Annotated in this window: 19 protein-coding genes and 1 pseudogene; 12 read left to right on the forward strand and 8 right to left on the reverse strand. The window is 52.9% G+C overall.

All coding sequences use genetic code 11. From position 1 onward, the window contains the following. The 12 genes from ABJQ89_RS07490 to ABJQ89_RS07545 all read left to right on the forward strand — a co-directional run. Positions 1–559, forward strand: a 559-nt coding sequence (locus ABJQ89_RS07490; protein ID WP_348495632.1) for a nitronate monooxygenase, incomplete at its 5' end; no start/stop codon positions are given. Next, a complete protein-coding gene (locus ABJQ89_RS07495) occupies positions 552–1,202 on the forward strand; it encodes a histidine phosphatase family protein (RefSeq protein ID WP_348495633.1) in 651 nt (216 codons plus the stop codon). The genes ABJQ89_RS07490 and ABJQ89_RS07495, both read left to right, overlap by 8 nt. Positions 1,203–1,211: 9 nt before the next feature. Beyond that, positions 1,212–2,243 (forward strand): phosphotransferase family protein, encoded by a 1,032-nt coding sequence (locus tag ABJQ89_RS07500; protein WP_348495634.1) that lies wholly within the window; start codon positions 1,212–1,214, stop codon positions 2,241–2,243. 7 nt (positions 2,244–2,250) lie between these two features. Beyond that, the gene (locus tag ABJQ89_RS07505) at positions 2,251–3,045 is read left to right on the forward strand and encodes an IclR family transcriptional regulator (protein ID WP_348495635.1); all 795 of its coding nucleotides are present in this window, start codon (positions 2,251–2,253) and stop codon (positions 3,043–3,045) included. A gap of 405 nt (positions 3,046–3,450) precedes the next feature. Beyond that, positions 3,451–4,695, forward strand: a complete 1,245-nt coding sequence (locus ABJQ89_RS07510) for a branched-chain amino acid ABC transporter substrate-binding protein (RefSeq protein WP_348495636.1) — start codon at positions 3,451–3,453, stop codon at positions 4,693–4,695. Between the two features lie 79 nt (positions 4,696–4,774). Then, positions 4,775–5,731: a branched-chain amino acid ABC transporter permease gene (locus ABJQ89_RS07515; protein ID WP_348495637.1), complete on the forward strand. Its 957-nt coding sequence runs from the start codon at positions 4,775–4,777 to the stop codon at positions 5,729–5,731. After that, the gene (locus ABJQ89_RS07520; protein ID WP_348495638.1) at positions 5,728–7,023 is read left to right on the forward strand and encodes a branched-chain amino acid ABC transporter permease; all 1,296 of its coding nucleotides are present in this window, start codon (positions 5,728–5,730) and stop codon (positions 7,021–7,023) included. The genes ABJQ89_RS07515 and ABJQ89_RS07520 overlap by 4 nt, the downstream gene beginning before the upstream one ends. Beyond that, positions 7,020–7,781, forward strand: a complete 762-nt coding sequence (locus ABJQ89_RS07525) for an ABC transporter ATP-binding protein (RefSeq protein WP_348495639.1) — start codon at positions 7,020–7,022, stop codon at positions 7,779–7,781. Before ABJQ89_RS07520 ends, ABJQ89_RS07525 begins: the two co-directional genes overlap by 4 nt. Positions 7,782–7,795: 14 nt before the next feature. Continuing rightward, positions 7,796–8,479, forward strand: coding sequence for an ABC transporter ATP-binding protein (locus ABJQ89_RS07530; RefSeq protein WP_348495649.1), 684 nt, complete (start codon positions 7,796–7,798; stop codon positions 8,477–8,479). Between the two features lie 5 nt (positions 8,480–8,484). Next, positions 8,485–9,690, forward strand: a complete 1,206-nt coding sequence (locus tag ABJQ89_RS07535; RefSeq protein ID WP_348495640.1) for a serine hydrolase domain-containing protein — start codon at positions 8,485–8,487, stop codon at positions 9,688–9,690. Then, positions 9,687–11,642, forward strand: coding sequence for an acetoacetate--CoA ligase (locus ABJQ89_RS07540; protein ID WP_348495641.1), 1,956 nt, complete (start codon positions 9,687–9,689; stop codon positions 11,640–11,642). Before ABJQ89_RS07535 ends, ABJQ89_RS07540 begins: the two co-directional genes overlap by 4 nt. Before the next feature lie 9 nt (positions 11,643–11,651). After that, positions 11,652–12,518, forward strand: a complete 867-nt coding sequence (locus ABJQ89_RS07545) for an acyl-CoA thioesterase II (protein ID WP_348495642.1) — start codon at positions 11,652–11,654, stop codon at positions 12,516–12,518. A 43-nt stretch (positions 12,519–12,561) separates the two neighbouring features. Here ABJQ89_RS07545 and ABJQ89_RS07550 read toward each other — a convergent pair whose 3' ends face one another. The 8 genes and pseudogenes from ABJQ89_RS07550 to ABJQ89_RS07585 form a co-directional block, all read right to left on the reverse strand. After that, positions 12,562–13,563: a 2-dehydropantoate 2-reductase gene (locus ABJQ89_RS07550; RefSeq protein WP_348495643.1), complete on the reverse strand. Its 1,002-nt coding sequence runs from the start codon at positions 13,561–13,563 to the stop codon at positions 12,562–12,564. Positions 13,564–13,584: 21 nt separating this feature from the next. Then, entirely contained in the window at positions 13,585–13,956 is a 372-nt protein-coding gene (locus ABJQ89_RS07555) for a VOC family protein (RefSeq protein ID WP_348495644.1), read from the reverse strand. A 15-nt stretch (positions 13,957–13,971) separates the two neighbouring features. Continuing rightward, the gene (locus ABJQ89_RS07560; RefSeq protein ID WP_348495645.1) at positions 13,972–14,745 is read right to left on the reverse strand and encodes an SDR family oxidoreductase; all 774 of its coding nucleotides are present in this window, start codon (positions 14,743–14,745) and stop codon (positions 13,972–13,974) included. 3 nt (positions 14,746–14,748) lie between these two features. Continuing rightward, positions 14,749–15,513, reverse strand: a complete 765-nt coding sequence (locus ABJQ89_RS07565; RefSeq protein ID WP_348495646.1) for an SDR family oxidoreductase — start codon at positions 15,511–15,513, stop codon at positions 14,749–14,751. 2 nt (positions 15,514–15,515) lie between these two features. Continuing rightward, on the reverse strand, positions 15,516–16,790 hold the full coding sequence (locus ABJQ89_RS07570) for an acyl-CoA dehydrogenase family protein (protein ID WP_348495650.1): 1,275 nt from the start codon (positions 16,788–16,790) through the stop codon (positions 15,516–15,518). Positions 16,791–16,881: 91 nt separating this feature from the next. Then, the gene (locus ABJQ89_RS07575; protein WP_348495647.1) at positions 16,882–17,661 is read right to left on the reverse strand and encodes an enoyl-CoA hydratase-related protein; all 780 of its coding nucleotides are present in this window, start codon (positions 17,659–17,661) and stop codon (positions 16,882–16,884) included. Beyond that, a complete protein-coding gene (locus tag ABJQ89_RS07580) occupies positions 17,658–18,950 on the reverse strand; it encodes a 3-hydroxyacyl-CoA dehydrogenase NAD-binding domain-containing protein (RefSeq protein WP_348495648.1) in 1,293 nt (430 codons plus the stop codon). Before ABJQ89_RS07580 ends, ABJQ89_RS07575 begins: the two co-directional genes overlap by 4 nt. Then, positions 18,947–19,270, reverse strand: a pseudogene (locus ABJQ89_RS07585) (long-chain fatty acid--CoA ligase); the annotation flags it as partial. The gene ABJQ89_RS07580 and the pseudogene ABJQ89_RS07585, both read right to left, overlap by 4 nt.

Consider the following 19,270-nt stretch of genomic DNA (forward strand, 5'->3'; position numbering starts at 1 on the left):
CAAAAAGGCGATTGATAAGGGCGCGGATGGTTTGGTCGCGGTTGCGGCTGGGGCAGGCGGGCATGCAGGGCAACAATCGCCGCTCGCCCTAATGCGCGAAATCCGCGAATGGTTCGATGGTCCCGTCGCCCTTTCAGGTGCGATTGCTGCTGGTGAAAGCCTGCTGGCTGCGCGCGCGATGGGCGCTGATTTCGGCTATACGGGTTCAGCCTTTATCGCGACGGATGAAGCGAACGCAGACCAAGGGTATAAGGACATGATCGTAGAGTCCGGCGCTGAGGATATCGTCTATTCGTCGCTCTTCACGGGTGTTTGGGGCAACTACCTAAAAGGATCTGTCGTCGCTGCCGGCATGGACCCCGACAATCTGCCGCAGGCCGATGCGTCCTCAATGAACTTCGGCCAAGATCGCGAAAAACCCAAAGCGTGGAAAACGATTTGGGGGTCTGGCCAAGGTGTCGGCGCCGTTAAATCAGTGGGCAGCGCCGCATCTATCGTAGACCGGATGGAACGCGAGTATCTTGCGGCAGGCAAGAAATTGGCGGCTGAATTTGGCTGAGCTTCTGGTCATTCGCCATGGGCAGGCCTCATTTGGGCAGGACAACTATGACGTCCTGTCTGATCTAGGTCACGAACAGGCGCGCGCTGTTGGCGCGTTGCTGCGAGACATTGGCTGGGTGCCAGATCGCATGATCACTGGAACGCTTAAACGACAACAAGATACGTTGACCTCAATGGGGTTCGGTGACGGAGCAGAAGAACACAGTGGGTTTAACGAATATGACTTTTCTGACTTGCTAAACGCACGGTTTAAGGGCGATGTGCCTGCGCTAGAAAATGGTGATCGCAAAGCTCACTTTCGCATGCTGCGCGAAACCGTGTTCGAATGGCAGGATGATACGTTTGGCGGTGCTCGCGAAACCTATCGCGCTTTCGCTGCGCGCGTTGAAGCCGCGCGCACGTTCTCAATCGACACTGATGCGCGCCGCGTTTTAGTTGTGTCTTCTGGCGGAGTGATCGGGCAAATGACCTCGGTTGCGCTAGGCGCGCCAAATCGTGAGATGATGAACCTAAATTTGCAGATCAAAAACACCGCCTTAACGCGGTTTATGTTCTCGAAGAACGCGTTTTCTTTGAACGAATTTAATGCAACGCCGCACATTATGACCAAATCAGGTGCGCATCTGTTAAGCTATAGCTAGGGGGGCAAAATGAGCGCCGATACACAGACACTGGATGAAACTGCAGTCAGCAGTTACCTCAAGCAGAACCTTGCTGGCTTTGAAGGGCCAATGGAGGTGACCAAGTTTCAAACGGGTCAATCTAACCCGACTTTCATGCTCAGCACGCCGTCCCACAATTATGTGCTGCGTCGCAAGCCGCCGGGTGTGCTGCTCAAATCAGCGCATGCTGTGGACCGCGAATTTCGTGTGCAAAAGGCATTGCAAGGCACGGATGTCCCCGTTTCGAAAATGCATCTTTTGTGTGAAGACGATTCTGTGATCGGGTCGATGTTCTACATCATGGATCACGTGCCGGGCCGCAATTTTAATGAACCGGCAATGCCTGATGTTTCCCCCGCGGATCGTGGTGGTGTCATTGATGAAATGAACCGCGTTTTGGCTGCAATGCATGAGGTTGATATCAATGCGGCTGGTCTTGCGGATTACGGTCCAGACGGCAACTATTTTGAACGTCAGGTTGGTCGTTGGTCCAAACAGTATCGTGCGTCCGAAACCCAGAAAATACCCGAGATGGAAGAATTGATGATCGGTCTCGTCGAAGGCCGCCCCGCTGATGATGGCCAACGCACATTGGTGCATGGGGACTATCGTCTCGACAACATGATCTTTGACGCAACGGGTACACAGTGCCGCGCCGTTCTTGATTGGGAACTGTCGACAATCGGTCATCCGTTTGCGGATCTTGCGGGCGTTATCATGCAATGGCAGCTGCCGGCTGGAAAAGAAGGGCGCGGGATGCAAGGTTTGGATCGCGCGGCGCTAGGGCTGCCCACGGATGAAGCGTTTATCGCAAAGTATTGCGAACGACGTGGCCTGAATGGCATCGATAACTTCGGATATTACCTAGGCTTTTGTTTTTTCCGCATGGCGGGGATTATACAGGGTGTTCTCAAACGTGGTTTGGATGGTAATGCGTCGAACCCTGAAAGAGCGTTGAAGCTTGGTGAATTCGTACCTGTCTTCGCGAAACACGGATTGGATGCGTTAAAACGCGGATAGGATATCTATGGATGATCTGAGTATAGATGAGCACGGTGAGAAGGATCGCAATTTCGTTACGGCGTTGGCGCGTGGTCTCGAATTGTTACGATGCTTTCGCGACGCTGAACTCACACTCACGAACTCAGATTTTTCAGAACGTACCGGCCTTCCAAAGGCAACGATTTCTCGACTGACCCATACCCTTTGCGCCTTGGACTATTTGATCGCGGACGCCAACACTGGGACCTATCGACTGAGTGCAGGCGTTTTGCATCTCGGCTTTAGCGTGTTGTCGAGTATCGATATCTATGATCTCGCACAGAAGGAAATGGAACGCCTTCGAGATGGCCCCAATTCCTACATTACCGTCGCGCTGGGAGAACAGCATAATCTTGAAGTTGTCTATGTCGCGACATGCACATCGCGTGAAGGCGTTGCGCTCGTTGCGCGTATCGGAAGCCGTCTGCCCTTGTTCCCATCTGCAATTGGTCAGGCGATTCTAGTTGGAATGCATGATGATGCGCGCGAGGCTGTTTTCGAAATCGCAGGGCGCGAAAGCGCTGAGCGTGAACGCGAAGGTCGAGCGCTCTTTGCGGATGCGAAATCGGTTTATGAAAACAAAGGGTATTGCACGGGGTATGGGATCTGGCGCAAGGACGTCAACGGCATTGCTGTACCTGTGTTTTCGATGAACAGTCCCAATGTCTATGGCTTGAATGTCGGCGGGCCGTCCTTCCGCGTTAAGCCGAAACAACTAGAGGCGGTATATGCGCCAAGATTGATCCAAGCCGCGCAGGCGATGAGTATTCAGCGCAGCTAGAAATTCATTGCGGGAAGATGTTCCGCTTGGCGGAATTCTGGGGCGAGAATACGAGAAAAAATTTTGGAACGTTACGTTAAATCGATTAGGTAAGCTTGGGTGAAACATCAATTATTTCACTGCCTTATGAAGGATTTTTTGTCAGTTTGCTCTTGTTGAAATATTGAGCAAGAATCCCAAAAATCAATTTTAAATCAAACACTAAATCGCTTTGTATCTTGTGGTATTTTTAGGACATCTCCCGGTTATTGATGAACATCTCAATGATGCCTTCAACAGTTTTCGTGACCGAAATTTCCTTCAAGCTGCCTTGACTTTAAACGAAGGTGTGCAACTCTTTCTCCATTGGTCGAGCCTCAAAAAAAATAAAGTAATTTTGGCTTGGCTTATCCTTGGGAGGAAAAAATGAAGAAATTTACAAAAATTGGCGCGATTTCTGCGTTGTCTCTGATTGTAGGCGCATCAGCTGCATTTGCTGAAAATGTTAAGATTGCCTTTATCGATCCACTCTCCGGTCCATTCGCAAGTACGGGTACAAACGGCTTGCACCAATTCCAATTTGCTGTCGATCATATGGTCAACGAGCAGGGTGGCGTTCTTGGCGGCACCAATATGGAAATCGTCGCTTTTGATAACAAAATCAGCCCGAAAGAGTCGCTGATCCAGCTACAAGTCGCAATCGATCAAGGTATCCGCTACATTGCTCAAGGTAACTCTTCTGGAGTTGCGAATGCGATTACAGAAGCTGTGAACAAGCACAATCGCCGTAACCCTGACGACCGCGTTCTTTTCTTGAACTATGCGGCTGTTGATCCGGCGCTTACCAATGACAAATGTAATTTCTGGCATTTCCGATTTGATGCAAACGCAGACATCAAAATGGATGCTTTGACTGACGTCATGGCGGCAAACGATGACATGAAGAAAGTCTACATCATCGGTCAAGATTATTCCTTTGGTAAGGCGGTTGCGGCCGCAGCTGTGAAGAACCTTGGTGAAAAGCGCGCCGACGTTGAAATCGTTGGCAACGAATTGCACCCGATTGGTAAAGTGAAAGACTTCACGCCGTACTCACGCAAAATCATTGCGTCGGAAGCAGATGCCGTCATCACAGGTAACTGGGGTGCTGACATGGTTGGTTTGGGTCGCTCTCTGATCGAAAGCGGTTATGACGGCCCGATTTTCACATACTATGCTGCGGGATCTGGCATTACGGCCGCACTGGGCGAAAGTGCGAAAGATCGTGTGCGTTTGATCTCTCAAGGTAGCGTGAACCCGATTGGTTCAGACTCTGCCCGTGCGACTTACGAGGCATTTGAAGCGAAATACCCTGAAGGCAACGTCGATCAACCACGTATCTTCAACGTGATTGGTATGTTGGCACAGGCTATTGAGGGCGCTGGTTCTGCAGACGATGTGGTTGCCGTGGCCAAACAGCTTGAAGGTATGGAGTACGAATCCATCTGGGGCGGCAAAGTCTTTATGCGTCCACAAGATCACCAGCTCATTCAGGATATGTATGTGGGTGTTCACACAGATGAGAACATCGACTTTGACTATGATCAGTCCGGTTTTGGTGTTCTGACGGAGTCCACGGTTGAAATGGCGTCAATGGACAGCCCAACAACATGTGAGATGAAGCGCCCATAAGCGCTCCTCTTCCGCCCGTCCTGCAACAGTGGGACGGGCACTTCATTCCTAAACTATTAATTACCCTTTGGGGGGACCAATGGAACTCATCCTCGTCAACATAATCGACGGGCTTGTGACCGGATTGCTGTTGTTCATGCTTTCGGCTGGCTTGACGCTTATCTTCTCCATGATGGGCGTTCTCAACTTTGCCCACGCAAGTTTCTATATGCTAGGTGCGTATTTTGCGTATCAAATCAGTATCGCTCTTGGCTTTTGGATGGGGTTGCTCATTGCGCCTATCATTGTCGGTGTACTTGGAGCGGGTGTCGAACGATACGGGTTGAGGCGCGTACATCAATACGGCCATGTTCCCGAGCTCATTTTTACATTCGGCCTTGCATTGTTGATCGAAGAATTGGTGCAATTCATCTGGGGCAAAAACCAGATGCCATTCGATATCCCAGACGTTTTGAATTTCACAGCCTTCTCAATCGCTGGGAACTCTATCCCAGCCTATAAGATTTTCATGATCTTCATCTCTGTCGGTATCTTCCTCGGGTTGCTTTATATCCTGACGAAAACCCGGATCGGCATGATCATTCAGGCTGCTCTGAGCTATCCACGAACGGTTGAGGCATTAGGCCACAACGTCCCTTTGATTTTCATGGGTGTGTTTGGTGTTGGAACGGCCTTGGCTGGTGTTGCTGGCGTCATCGCTGGCCCAGTTTTGGGTACGTTCCCCGGTATGGCCTTTGTCCTTGGCTCAATCGTATTTGTGACAATCGTAATTGGCGGTCTTGGCTCGCTCTGGGGCGCATTGATTGCGTCGCTGTTGATTGGTTGGATTACAACGTTCGCAAAGTCTTATAACTTGGCGATGTCTGATGTCTTCAACGCGATCGGGATCGCGACACCAGAAAATCTGGACGACAATATCTTCCGCGATCTTTGGACCGTCACGAGCCCGCAAATTGCCGATATTCTACCCTATATCCTGATGGTCTTGATCCTGATCTTCCGTCCAGCAGGTCTCTTCGGAAAGCGTGAATCATGACCGATCAAATAACAACAGATCCGAGCAAAGCTGCGCAGCGCATGCGCGCGGGTTCGCTCAAGCTGACGGTCTTGCCTTGGGTTTTGGCCGCCGTTGCGCTGATGTTGATGCCTTTCATCTTCACGTCAAACTCTGCCCTGACCATTATGAACCAGATGTGGATCACCGTGATCTTTGCGCTGGCTTACAACATGCTGCTTGGACAGGGTGGGATGCTGTCGTTTGGGCACGCCGTCTACGCAGGTGTCGGTGGGTTTGCTTGCATGCACATCATGAACAACTCTGACCTTTTCTCGAGTTTCCCATTACCAGTCTTGCCGGTCTTCGGTGGTTTGTTCGGTATGGGGCTCGCCATGATCGTAGGGGCGTTTTCGACGCGGAGCGCTGGAACGGTCTTTGCGATGATTTCACTCGGTGTGGGCGAATTGATCGCGGCTTGTTCTGTGATCATCGTTGCATTCTTCGGCGGCGAAGAAGGTATCTCGGGCGATCGAACATATGCGATGCCGTTCTTTGGCAATGAGTTCTTGCAACAGATTGACGTCTACTACCTGACATCTTTCTGGGTGCTGCTCTCGGCAATTCTAATGTACCTCTGGTCCCGAACACCGGTTGGCCGCATGGCAAACGCGGTGCGCGATAACCCAGAGCGTGCGCAATTCCTTGGCTACTCGGCCCGCTGGGTTCGGTATTATAGCTTCGTCGCCTCTGGTTTTTTCGCGGGTATCGCGGGCGGGCTTTTCGCGATCAACTATGAAATCCTGACCGAGGAAAACCTTAACACAGCCTCTTCTGGTGTGATCCTTCTGGTGACCTTCCTTGGCGGCGTCGGTTTCTTCTTTGGACCGATCATCGGGGCGATTGTCTTTACCTTGGTACAAACAGTTCTCAGCCTTCAGACAGAGCTTTGGGCCTTCTACGCAGGCTCGCTTTTCCTCGCGACAGTGATGTTCTTCCCTGGCGGTTTGGCAGGTTTGCTGATGATGCATGTGCCTGTGTTCAAGCTTGGAAAAGCCAAGCTGTTGATCACGCCCTATTTCAAAACGCTCCTTCCAGCTGCGATTGGGGTTCTGGGCCTGTGTGCGCTCGTTGAGATGACATTCCATTATCGACATGCTGCATCTGGGGATCATGAAATGACGTTGTTCTGGACGACGTTTGATAGTCACACCCTCCTTCCTTGGCTGATTGCAGCGGTTATTACGGCTGTGGGTTTGGGCATTGCGAAAAAGACAGCGCCTGCTTTGAAAGAAGCTTGGAACGAAGCCAATACCGCAGGAGATTTGACATGAGTGTACCTGCATTAGAACTGACAGGCCTGAAGAAGAGCTTTGGCAAAGCCGAGATCATTCGTGGGATCGATCTGTCCATCGGTAAATCAGAAAGGCACGCGATTATCGGGCCAAATGGTGCGGGTAAATCCACGCTGTTTAACCTCATCACCGCGCGTTTCGCACCGACGGCAGGTACCGTGAAATTGCACGGTGATGATTTGGCAGGTTTGCAACCGTTCCAGATCAATCGCAAAGGATTGTCTCGGTCTTTCCAGATCACGAATATTTTCCCAGCCATGACCGTCTTCGAAAACGTGCGATGCGCGCTTTTGTGGTCCCAAGGGTATAAATATTCGTTCTGGAACTTAGTAAACCGTTCGCGTCAGCTGACCGAAGGCGCCGATGCTATTCTGGATCAGATCAACTTGCTTGGGCGTCGTGATCTTCCTGCAGGCACGCTCAGCTATGCTGAGCAGCGCGCGCTGGAGATTGGCATCACCATTGCTGGCGGCGCCGACGTCATCATGTTGGATGAACCAACCGCGGGCATGAGCCATTCGGAAACGGACTACATCACTGACCTGATTATGAAGGTGACTGAGGGCAAAACTTTGATCATGGTCGAACATGACATGGGCGTTGTCTTTGGTCTTGCGGATCGCATTTCTGTCCTCGTTTACGGAGAGATCATTGCGACGGGTAAACCAGAAGACGTGCGCGGTGATCCGAAAGTACAAGAAGCCTATCTGGGCGCAGCCTTGGAGGCAGAACATTGATCGAAGTCACTGACATGCACGCCTATTACGGCAAATCTCACATTCTTCAGGGTGTGACATTGAACGTACAAGAAGGCGAAATCGTTGCTCTGCTTGGCCGCAATGGCGTTGGGCGTTCGACGACCTGCAAGGCCATCATGGGGGAGGTCGCACCAACCGGTTCGGTCAAATTCAAGGGGCAAGAAATCTCTGGCCGCAAGGCTTATGAGATCGCCAATATGGGCATTGGCTACGTGCCTGAAAATCGCGATATCTTTCCCGGTTTGACGACACGCCAAAACCTGACATTGGGATTGAAACCCGGCCAGAAGGACGGCGCGGGGCGTTGGTCGATGCAAATGATGTTCGACATGTTCTCTAATCTGAATGAACGCGCCGATGTTGAGGCCTCAGTTCTGTCTGGTGGTGAGCAACAGATGCTCACCATGTGCCGGACGCTCATGGGTGATCCTGATTTCGTGATGATCGATGAGCCGACAGAAGGCCTTTCGCCCCAAATGGTGCAAAAGGTGGCTGACGTGCTCAAAGAGATTGCAGATCGTGGAATTTCCACGCTACTGGTCGAACAAAAGCTCTCGATCGCGATGGATATTGCGCACCGTGTCTATGTGATGGGCCATGGGCAAGTGGTCTTTGAAGGCACGCCAGCAGAATTGAAAGAACGCGAAGACGTGCGCAAGGAATGGCTGGAGGTATAAGGCCCATGGGCGGTTTTAACATGGACCGCCTCGCGCGGATCAAGGGGTGGATGCAGGGATATGTGGACACCCAGCGCTACCCGGGATGTTCGGTTCTGATTTCTCAAGGCGGGGCAGAAGCCTTTTACCACGATTGCGGGCTGCGCGACATTGCAGCCGGTGATCCTTGGCAACGCGATACGGTCGCGCGCATTTATTCCATGACCAAGCCGATCACGTCGGTTGCCTTGATGATCCTAGTTGAGCGGGGACTCGTGCATCTTGACGCGCCAGTTTCAGATTTCATCGAAGGGTTTGCCGATACCAAATGCTTGGTTGAAGGCGCGACAGAAATCTCGCAAACCGAACCTTGTGCGCCGCCTACATTGCAGCAATTGCTGACCCACACATCGGGTCTAACCTATTCATTTAATCCGGGACTTGTTCCTGTAGCGATGGCAAAAGAAAAGCTGGATTTCGGGCCGGGTTCGCGGAGCTTAGCTGACGTCGCAGGCAAACTGTCTGAACGACCCTTTGTGTTTCAACCTGGAACGCGTTGGGAATATTCCGTTGGCATTGATGTCATCGGACGCGTGATCGAAGTGATCAGTGGCAAGTCTCTCGAAGATTTCTTTGTCGATGAGATTTTCAATCCCCTTGGCATGAACGAAACCCGTTTCAACGTGCCAAATGGGACGGGCAATCGCTTCGCCGCGCTTTACACGCCGCTTGATGGCGATGGATTTGACCTGAATGCAAAAGCAGGTGGCGGTGATCCTTTGCGCCAAGTTGATAGCGCGTCGGTTTCTCCTTTCTTGCAAACTCAAATGCACTCAGGCGGCGGTGGCTTGGTCGGTACGATTGATGACTATCTCAAGTTTGTGGAAATGCTGCGCACAGGTGGAAAAGGTATCCTATCGCCGCATACTTTGCGCTTCATGATGCGCAATCATTTGGGGTGTGACATTGCTTCGATGGGACCGTCTAGCTTTGCAGAACAACCCATGAAAGGCACTGGCTTTGGGATCGGTGGCTCCGTTGTTCTGGACCCTGGTTTGACAGGTGTTCCATCTTCCGTGGGGGATTTCGCGTGGGGTGGTATGGCGTCGACTTTCTTTTGGACCGACCCTGTACATGACCTTTCGGTCGTCTTTTTCACCCAATTGATGCCAAGCAGTTCCTATCCATCCCGCGCCCAATTGAAGGCGCTCGTGCACGGCGCTTTGCTATGAGTGGAAAGGTCCTTTGGACCCCGTCGCAAGAGCGTTTTGAAGCGTCCACGATGGCACAGTTTGAGCGCTTCGTAGGTGAAACGCGTGGTCTGACTTTCGACGATTACAATGCGATGTGGCGCTGGAGCACAGATGACCTTGAAGGCTTCTGGACCGCAATCTGGGACTTCTTCGATATCCGCGCGTCGGAGCGCCCAAACAAAATGCTCGTTAAACGCCAGATGCCTGACATGGAATGGGCCACTGGCGCACGGCTGAACTACGCTGAAAATATCCTGAAACACGCTGAAGATCGCGAGGATGAAATCGCGCTGATCGTGCAAAGCGAAACCTTTGGTCGCTCTGAACTCACTTGGGGCGAGCTTCGTCGCCAAGTCGCAAGCGTCGCAGCCAACCTACGGGCTATGGGTGTTGAAGCGGGTGACCGTGTCGTCGCCGTTTTGCCGAACACTGAAACAGCGCTGATTGCCTTTCTTGCGAGCGCGAGCCTCGGTGCCGCTTGGTCGCTTTGTGCGCCGGATATGGGTCACGTTGCGATTCTTGATCGTTTCGTTCAGATCGCGCCCAAGGTCTTTATCGCGCAAGACGGGTATGTTCATGCGGGCAAGATGGTTGATCGCACAGACGTCTTGGCGCAGATCAATGCAAAGCTGCCGAGCGTTGAGCAGTTTGTCACGCTACCAGTCGTAGGGGAGCTGCCCGAAGGCCACGTGGCTTGGGACGGTTTGACCAAAGACGACGCCGACTTTTCTCCGTCCCAGTTGCCATTCGATCAACCGCTTTGGATCGTTTACTCATCAGGAACGACAGGAAACCCAAAACCAATCGTTCATGGACATGGCGGGGTTCTTTTAGAAGCCTCAAAACAATCGCTTCACCTCGATTTAAGCCCGAAAGATCGGTATTGCTGGCTCACCTCATCGGGCTGGATCATGTGGAATTCACAGTTTGGCGCATTGGGACAAGGTGCATCAGTCGCGATGTTTGATGGTGCGGCCAACCATCCTGATCTGAGCGTGGTTTGGCGTTTCATCGCAAGCGAAAATGTAACCTATTTTGGCGCCGGCGCGGCCTATTACAGCACTTGTATGAAGGCAGGTGTAACACCCCGCGAAGAGGTTGATCTGTCATCCATTCGCTCGCTTGGATCCACCGGATCTCCATTGTCATCAGATGCTTATGATTGGATTTACAGAGACGTCAAAGCGGATCAATGGCTTGCGCCCATCGCGGGCGGCACGGATTTGGCAGGGCCGTTTGTGTTGGGCCATCCCGGCATGCCCGTGAAGTCGGGCGAAATGCAGTGCCGCGCCCTCGGCACTGCGGTGAAATCATTTGACCCAAACGGGCGCGAATTAGTCGGAGAGGTGGGCGAGTTGGTTTGTACCGAGCCACTTCCTGCGATGCCGCTCTTCTTCTGGGGCGATACGGATGGTCAGCGTCTCTTTGACAGCTACTTCGCGGACTATCCAAATGTCTGGCGTCATGGTGATTGGATTTCCATCGATGAACAGGGTGCCTCTGTCATCTATGGGCGCTCTGATGCGACGATCAACCGAAAGGGTTTGCGCCTTGGCAGCGCTGAAATTTATCAGGCCGTGGAAAGCCTGAGTTTCATCATGGATTCCCTCGTTGTTGATCTTGAATTCTTGGGGCGCGATAGTTTCATGCCGTTGTTTGTCGTACTCGCGGATGGGCTGACATTAGATAATGCGCTTAAAGAGCAGATAAACACGGTTATTCGTGATCAAGTCTCTGCGCGTTTTGTTCCGAATGAGATCATCCAAATCAAAGAGGTTCCGCGCACGCTTTCGGGTAAAAAGCTGGAAGTTCCTGTGAAGAAGCTGCTACTTGGCGGTGATCCTGCGAAAGTGGTGAACCGTGATAGCATGGCTAACCCTGACAGCTTCGACTTCTTTATTGCCTATGCGGATGCACGGGCCAACGCGTAAAGGCCGAACATGACACCATCTGAAGAACTGCTGAGCTTGCTCGACATCGAAAGCCTTGAAGTAGACTTGTTTCGCGGTGTTGGCGGCGGCGGTGAAACAACGACACGTATCTTTGGCGGACATGTGATCGCGCAAGCGCTAATGGCTGCTTATCGCACTGTCCCAGATCGTTTGTGCCACTCTCTACATGCGTATTTTATTCGTCCCGGCGATCCTAAAATTCCAGTGATCTACCAAGTGGATCGCGCGCGCGATGGCGGCAGTTTTACGACACGACGCGTTGTTGCGATCCAGCATGGTAAGCAGATTTTCAACCTGTCTGCATCGTTCCATATCGATGAAGAGGGCCCAGAATACCAACACCCCATGCGCGATGTTGGTGCGCCGGAAGACTGGCCAAGCCGCAATGAGTTGCGTGCAAGTGAAGTCGACAAAATTCCCGAAAAATACCACGCAGATTTCCTTCGCGAACGCCCGATTGAGCTGCGCGAAGTCGCGCCACGTGATTTCTTCGCGCCAGAAAAAGCAGATGATCGCAATCAGCTCTGGTTCCGCATGGAGGCCGCAAAGGGCCAAAGCCCGCAGATGCAACATTGCCTGCTCGCATATGCGTCAGACATGAACCTGCTTGGCTCCTCCTTGCGTCCTCATGGGCTGACATGGTTTCAGGGCAAGGTGATGTCCGCCAGCCTAGATCACGCCATGTGGTTCCATGCGCCAATCGATTTTTCTGAGTGGCACATGTATGATCTTGATGCGCCATGGACGGGCGGTGCACGCGGTTTCAATCGCGGCGCGGTTTATTCGCAAAGTGGTGAATTGGTAGCGAGCGTCGCGCAAGAAGGATTGGTGCGGCCGTTAAAGCCGAAGTCTTGAGTGCGCGGTCTTACCTAAGGGTCTAATATCGGTCACGTTAGAACTAAAGGCCAACTTCGCGTTTCAAGATTTCCGAACGCAATGGAGATAAATTCCCGCCTTCAGCGGCTTTAACCAAAGCCACCAACCGTGCATTCACGGGCGTCTCTATTCCATGTTCTGCGCCCAAGCGGACGATCTCCCCATTGATCGTATCGATTTCGGTGGGTTTGCAGTTGGCCAAATCACTGGCCATCGACGTCATAGACGTGCGATCCAAATTCTGTTTCTTCAAAACCAAATTTCGAAAAACCCAATTGGGTGCGCGCAGCATCCGCAAGGCGAGTCGCGGGTTTGTTGGGCCGATCTGCGCCCACTCAATTCCCGCAGCATCATAGACTTTCAGCGCTTCGGAGATGGCCGCAGAATACACACGCCGATATCCGCGATCTGACAGCATGTCATAAAGCGGCACACCAGCGAGTGCATTTATGGGGTTCACCAAATTGAGCAGCAGTTTGCCATGCTGAATCGGGGACAAATCATCAACGATCTGTAAGTCAGTCCCGATGCTCTGCAACCACGTCGTCACCTCGTGCTGCTCGACGGAGATTTGGCCCGGACCGCTGGGGTGCAGCGATGTTTCAGACGTCCAAACGACGTTGAAAGGCACCATGCCCGCGATGACGGCACGTGTCTTTAAATTTGAGCGCAGGGTTTTGACGGGGGCCAACCCATTCAGTAGCGATAGGATCGGTGTGGCGGGCTTTGCACAGGCTTCGATTTGCTCCATCGCTGTCTCAAGGCCATGAGATTTCAGCGCGAGCGCAATCAAATCAGCTTGTGCGAGCGCCTTCGGATCACTGGTAAGAGTCACCTTTTCGGGCGGAACTTCGATCTTTGTTTGCCCATCAACGATGAGTGGGTTTTGTCTTAATGGATCGAGCGTCGCGTCGCGACCAATCAAGGTCACTTGGCCGCCAGCATTGGCCACGCCGTTCGCGATGGAGGCTCCGAAATGACAGCCAATCGCGCCTGCGCCGAGGATAACGATATGGTAGCTCATACTCTTGCAGACGCCATTGTTTTAGCCAAACACGAAGAAGCAGATTTTGTTGCCATCCAAATCGCGGGCATAAGCCCCGTAAAAACGATCAGGGATACGCTGACCCGGTGCGCCTTCGTCAATTGCGCCAAGATCAAGCGCCTTTTGGTGCATCGTGTCTACCTCGTCTTTTGAACTGGCTGGAAAGGCGAGCATGTTGCCATTTCCAGGCGTTGGCGCTTGCTTGTCGAATGGTTCGCAGACCGCCAGCATCGGCTCGCCACGCTTGGTACCGACAAAGGCAATACGACCCAAATCGGTGACAACCTTCGCACCTTTATCGGCGAAAAGGTCTGTGTAGAACGTTTTGGCGCGCTCCATGTCGTTCACGCCGATTGTTGTGTAGCCAATCATATTCGCTTCCTCTGATCAAAGACCTTTGTCGCCGTAAAGGCGGTTCAATTTGCGCATGCCGCCGATCCAGCGATCATAGTTGTCAGTCTTGTTCTTCATGTACTCACGCACTTCTGTGTGCGGCGTAATGAGGAATGTTTCCGCGCGGATGACATCGACACAACACTGGGCGCATACCTCAGGTTCCATCATGCCGTTGATTGCTGCTACATGATCCTCATGGCCGCGCGTCATTTCCGTGCGCACCGCTTGCGGGCATAAGACAGAGACCTTGATACCTTCGTCGCCATGTGTCAGCGCGATCCATTCAGCAAGACCGACAGCGGCATGTTTGGTCACCCCATAAGAGGCAGAGCCAACCTGATTGAGCAGACCTGCAGCGGAGGCTGTGTTGAGAAGGTAGCCACCACCGCGCGCGGCCATAAGTGGTGCAAGATGGCGCGTGGCCCAAACATGAGACATAACATTGATGTCCCATGTGCGCTGCCAATCCGCGTTTGGGGTTTCCATACCGCCGCCAACCGCGATCCCTGCGTTGGAGAAGAACAGATCAATCGGGCCGATGTCACGTTCAACCGCGTCGATCATATCGGTGATCTGCGCCTCTTGAGAGACATCAACCGTGAAGGCGGTGCCGTCCACATCTTTGGCCGTCGCTGCAGCGCCATCGCCGTTCATATCGACGCAGACCACGTGCTTGGCACCCTCTTTGGCAAAGGCCTCGCAAAGCGCTTTTCCGATACCGCTCGCAGCGCCTGTGACGACGCAGATTTTATCTTTGAGTTCCATGAATTATGCCCACATGCTGGAGCCGCCACAGACGGTAAGCGCCTGTCCGGTCATGTATTTGCTCGCGTCTGAAGCAAGGAATACCGCAAGGCCCGCGAAATCGTCAGGTTCGCCCAAACGGCGCAACGGGATGGATTTGGAATAGGCTTCTTCAACGCCTGGCTTATCCCAGAGTTCGCGCGCGAAATCGGTTTTGATCAGGCCGGGGCAAATGGCATTGAACCGTAGACCTTTGGGGCCATATTCAGCTGCAAGATTGCGTACTAAGCCGATCAACGCCAGTTTGGACATGCCATATGTTCCCAGCGTGTCAGAGGCTTTGAAGGCTCCAATCGAAGACGTGAACATCATCGATCCTGCGCCTTTCGCTGCCATGTCTGGCGCAACCATGTTGGCCAACCAGAGATTGGATTGCACGTTGGCATTCATGGTGCGTTCATATTGCTCATCCGAGATGCCAGCGATTGGGCCGAAGTAGGGGTTCACGCCTGCATTGCCGACTACAATGTCAATTGGACCAGCGATCTCATGCGTTTTATCAACGAGATCTTGCAGCTTGTCTTTATGCACAATGTTAGAGGCGACCCCATGCGCGCGCTCGGCGCCAACAGCTCCGTTAATCTCCGCCGCTGCCGCGTCGAGGTCCTCTTGCGAGCGCGATGAGATCACAACCGTCGCGCCATGCTCTGCGAGGCCCTTTGCCATCTCAAAGCCCATTCCCTTGGACGCGCCTGTCAAAAGCGCGACCTTTCCTGTTAGATCAAACATGCTCATCCCATGAACCCGCCTTTGCCGCGTGCCTGCGTATCGCCCTTGATCGCGTCTTGGCGTGAATTGCTGTCCTTGTAGGTCTGCACTTCGTTACGAGCGATGACGTGGTGGTGGACCTCATCAGGGCCGTCTGCATAGCGCAACGTGCGCTGCTGAGCGTACATGCCAGAGAGCGGCGACCATTGGCTGATACCTGTTGCACCGTGCACTTGCATCGCTTGATCGATGATGTCGCAGACCTGCTCAGGCACTTTGGCTTTGATCATAGAAACCCAGATGCGCGCCTCTTTATTGCCGAGAACATCCATAGCTTTCGCCGCTTTCAGGACCAGCAAGCGCATTGATTCAATCTCGATCTTCGCGCGGGAAATCGTTTCCATGTTCTTGCCAAGATCAACGATCTTCTTTCCGAACGCGACACGATTCAAACCGCGATCGATCATTAGATCAAGCGCTTTTTCCGCCTGCCCGATAGAGCGCATGCAGTGGTGAATGCGGCCAGGCCCAAGGCGGACTTGGGAGATTTCGAAACCTTTGCCTTCGCCCCAAAGAATGTTGGATTCCGGCACGCGCACGTTGGTGAAACGAATGTGCATATGGCCGTGCGGCGCATCGTCATGGCCAAACACATGCATTGGTCCAAGGATTTCGACGCCCGGCTGATCAACGGGGACCAAGATTTGGGACTGCTGGCGGAAGGGTTCCGCGTCAGGGGATGTTTTCACCATGACAATCATGATTTTACAGCGTGGATCGCCGGCACCAGAGATGTAGTACTTCTCGCCGTTGAGCACCCATTCGCCGTTCTCGAGAACCGCAGTCATGGAAACGTTCTTGGCATCAGAAGAGGCCTTGTCAGGTTCTGTCATCGCAAAGGCAGAGCGAATTTTACCTGCGAGCAGAGGTTTAAGCCACGTGTCTTTTTGCTCTTGCGTGCCGATACGTTCGAGAACTTCCATGTTACCGGTGTCAGGCGCAGAGCAGTTCAGCGTTTCGGATGCGAGTGGGTTTTTACCAAGTTCAGCCGCGATGTAGGCATAGTCCAAATTGGACAGACCTTCGCCCGTTTCTGCGTTTGGCAAGAAGAAGTTCCAAAGCCCGGCATCGCGCGCTTTTTGCTTGGCGGTTTCCAGCAGTTCGAGCTGACCCTCGCCGTAAGACCAACGATCTGCACGCCCTTCACCAAGGCGGTAAAACTCTTCGGTGATCGGATCGACGTTTTCGCGAATGTGTTTCACAACTGCGTTGTAAAGCGGCTTGGCCTTGTCGGACATTTCAAGGTTGTTGAGACTCAAAGCTGTGTTTGTGTCGGTCATAATGTGTGCCTCCTGTTGGCGTATTATTTGTTGACCCAAAGGGGCACGACTATTTGTTGACCCATTGGGGGGCACGTTTTTCGACAAAGGCATTGACGCCTTCTTTGAAATCTTCGGTTTTGGACAGATCAGCGATCACTTCGCGTGAATGCCCGATGCTGTCGGCCATGCCATCGCGTTTCAGCATGTCGTTCAAAACGCGCTTGGTCGCTTTCACGGCAGATGGGGATACGGTGCAAAGTTGCTCCGCTTTCTCCATCGCTTTTGTCATCAGTTCTTCATGCGGATGCACTTCGGTCACGCAACCCATTTGCAAGGCTTCTGCTGCACCAATGGTGCGTCCTGTGAACATCATTTCTTGCGCGGCAAGACGCCCGATGTAACGGGACAGGCGTTGCACGCCGGAGGCGGCGGCAAAGAAACCGACTTTGACCTCAGGCAACGCGAACTTGGCATTTTCTGATGCGAGAATGATGTCGCATGACAGCGCCGTTTCAAAACCGCCGCCCATCGCGAAGCCATTTACAGCCGCGATGATCGGTTTCTCCAAATCAAATCGAGAAGACAGACCGGCAAATCCAGTCTCTGTCATCTTCACTTTGCTGCCGCCTTGCGCCGTTGCTTTGAGATCGTTGCCCGCGGAAAACGCTTTGTCGCCAGCACCCGTCAGAACCGCGACCCAAAGATCTTGGTCAGCTGCGAATTTATCCCAGCAATCCGCCATTTCGTTGTGCATGTCGACGTGGACCGCGTTGTAAACGTCAGGGCGGTTCATGGTCACGACAAGGATGTGCCCCTTCTTTTCGGTCGTGATATATTCGTAGCTCATACTTTCAGCCCTCCAGTGTCGATATCAGTAAATTTGCCGCCAGAAGCCGCCAGTTTGCGTACGGTGTCTGCCGGTGCAAAATTCGCATCCTCAGCCCCCAATATTTCCATACGATCCAGCACCGCTTGCGCGCCGACCATGTCGCCATAGAACATGGGGCCACCTTTATCGGCAGGCCAGCCATACCCGTTCAGCCAAACCACATCGATGTCAGATGGGCGCTGTGCTTTGTTCTCTTCAAGGATTTTGACGGCCTCGTTGATCATCGGATATATGCAGGTTTCAACGATCTCTTCTTGGCTCATCGTTGCTTCTTTGGCGCCAGTGATGTCCTTGATGATACCTGCGGTGACATCTGACGGGATCGGGCGACGGGTCTCGTCGTAGTCGTAAAAACCAGCTTTGGTTTTCTGGCCACGACGGTCGAGTTCACAGAGCGCATCGCGGATCGGATTGTCCGTTTTCGCGCCCTTGGACCAGCCGATATCGAGGCCCGCAAGATCGCTCATCTGGAAGGGGCCCATCTTAAAGCCAAACGCATTCAGCGCGGCGTCCACGTCCCAAGGCATCACGCCTTTGTAGACCAGTTTGTTCGCTTGAATTTGACGTGCGAATAGAATGCGGTTGCCCACGAATCCGGGGCATACGCCAACAAGTGCCGCAATCTTGTTGATGTCTTTCGCAAGCGCCATGCTTGTTGCGACAACATCATCTGCTGTGTGTTTCGCGCGCACGATTTCAAGCAATTTCATCACATTGGCAGGGGAGAAGAAGTGCAACCCGATGACGTCTTCGGGGCGTTTTGTCATCGATGCGATTTCATCAATGTTCAGCGCTGAGGTGTTCGTCGCAAGGATTGCACCGGGCTTCATTACAGCGTCGAGTTCAGTGAAAATCTTGCGCTTGAGCTCCATGTTCTCGAACACAGCCTCAATCACCAAATCGCAATCGGCCAGATCAGCGACAGCGAGGCGTCCGTCAAAGCGACCCATACGCGCTTCGACTTCTTCTTGGGGGAAACGCCCCTTGTCTGCAGAACGTTGATAATTTCCGCGCACGACTTTCAGACCACGATCAAGTGCCTCTTGGGTGGTCTCAACGATTTTCACGTCAAACCCTGCGGTGGCAAAGTTCATCGCGATACCGCCGCCCATGGTGCCTGCACCGATGATGCCCACGGTTTTGATCGCGCGTAGCGGGGTGTTTTCAGGAAGATCAGGCACCTGCCATGCCGCAGCGCCAGACGCTGCGATATATGCGCCGATCTCTTGTTCTGTTGGAGAAGTCATACTTTAGCCTCTTGGTTATCCAAACAGACCGCGCGAATTGCGCGACGGTCGATTTTATCGGTGGCTCCACGGGTCAACACGTCGTGCTGTATCCATAGATGCGTGGGGGTTTTGAATTTCGCGAGATGCGCTTTCAGAAAGTCCGCCATCTCAGCCTGTGTGATGCGCGCGCCTTCGACGAGTTGTACGGCCGCGCCAACAGCTTCACCCAAACGCTCATCAGGCACGGAAAACGCTGCAGCTTCCAGAACATCAGGATGCCGGTGCAATGCTCCTTCTACATCAAGGCAAGCAATGTTTTCGCCGCCACGAATGATGAT

The sequence above is a fragment of the Planktotalea sp. genome, assembly GCF_039984035.1.
Taxonomy (GTDB): Bacteria; Pseudomonadota; Alphaproteobacteria; order Rhodobacterales; family Rhodobacteraceae; genus Planktotalea.

Coding starts and splice junctions, on each gene's coding strand:
- ABJQ89_RS07515 (WP_348495637.1), top strand. CDS start 4,775: ATGGAACTCATCCTCGTCAACATAATCGACGGGCTTGTGACCGGATTG.
- ABJQ89_RS07570 (WP_348495650.1), bottom strand. CDS start 16,790: ATGTCCGACAAGGCCAAGCCGCTTTACAACGCAGTTGTGAAACACATT.
- ABJQ89_RS07510 (WP_348495636.1), top strand. CDS start 3,451: ATGAAGAAATTTACAAAAATTGGCGCGATTTCTGCGTTGTCTCTGATT.
- ABJQ89_RS07575 (WP_348495647.1), bottom strand. CDS start 17,661: ATGAGCTACGAATATATCACGACCGAAAAGAAGGGGCACATCCTTGTC.
- ABJQ89_RS07580 (WP_348495648.1), bottom strand. CDS start 18,950: ATGACTTCTCCAACAGAACAAGAGATCGGCGCATATATCGCAGCGTCT.
- ABJQ89_RS07520 (WP_348495638.1), top strand. CDS start 5,728: ATGACCGATCAAATAACAACAGATCCGAGCAAAGCTGCGCAGCGCATG.
- ABJQ89_RS07555 (WP_348495644.1), bottom strand. CDS start 13,956: ATGATTGGCTACACAACAATCGGCGTGAACGACATGGAGCGCGCCAAA.
- ABJQ89_RS07565 (WP_348495646.1), bottom strand. CDS start 15,513: ATGTTTGATCTAACAGGAAAGGTCGCGCTTTTGACAGGCGCGTCCAAG.
- ABJQ89_RS07540 (WP_348495641.1), top strand. CDS start 9,687: ATGAGTGGAAAGGTCCTTTGGACCCCGTCGCAAGAGCGTTTTGAAGCG.
- ABJQ89_RS07550 (WP_348495643.1), bottom strand. CDS start 13,563: ATGAGCTACCATATCGTTATCCTCGGCGCAGGCGCGATTGGCTGTCAT.
- ABJQ89_RS07500 (WP_348495634.1), top strand. CDS start 1,212: ATGAGCGCCGATACACAGACACTGGATGAAACTGCAGTCAGCAGTTAC.
- ABJQ89_RS07535 (WP_348495640.1), top strand. CDS start 8,485: ATGGGCGGTTTTAACATGGACCGCCTCGCGCGGATCAAGGGGTGGATG.
- ABJQ89_RS07530 (WP_348495649.1), top strand. CDS start 7,796: ATGCACGCCTATTACGGCAAATCTCACATTCTTCAGGGTGTGACATTG.
- ABJQ89_RS07560 (WP_348495645.1), bottom strand. CDS start 14,745: ATGGAACTCAAAGATAAAATCTGCGTCGTCACAGGCGCTGCGAGCGGT.
- ABJQ89_RS07505 (WP_348495635.1), top strand. CDS start 2,251: ATGGATGATCTGAGTATAGATGAGCACGGTGAGAAGGATCGCAATTTC.
- ABJQ89_RS07545 (WP_348495642.1), top strand. CDS start 11,652: ATGACACCATCTGAAGAACTGCTGAGCTTGCTCGACATCGAAAGCCTT.
- ABJQ89_RS07525 (WP_348495639.1), top strand. CDS start 7,020: ATGAGTGTACCTGCATTAGAACTGACAGGCCTGAAGAAGAGCTTTGGC.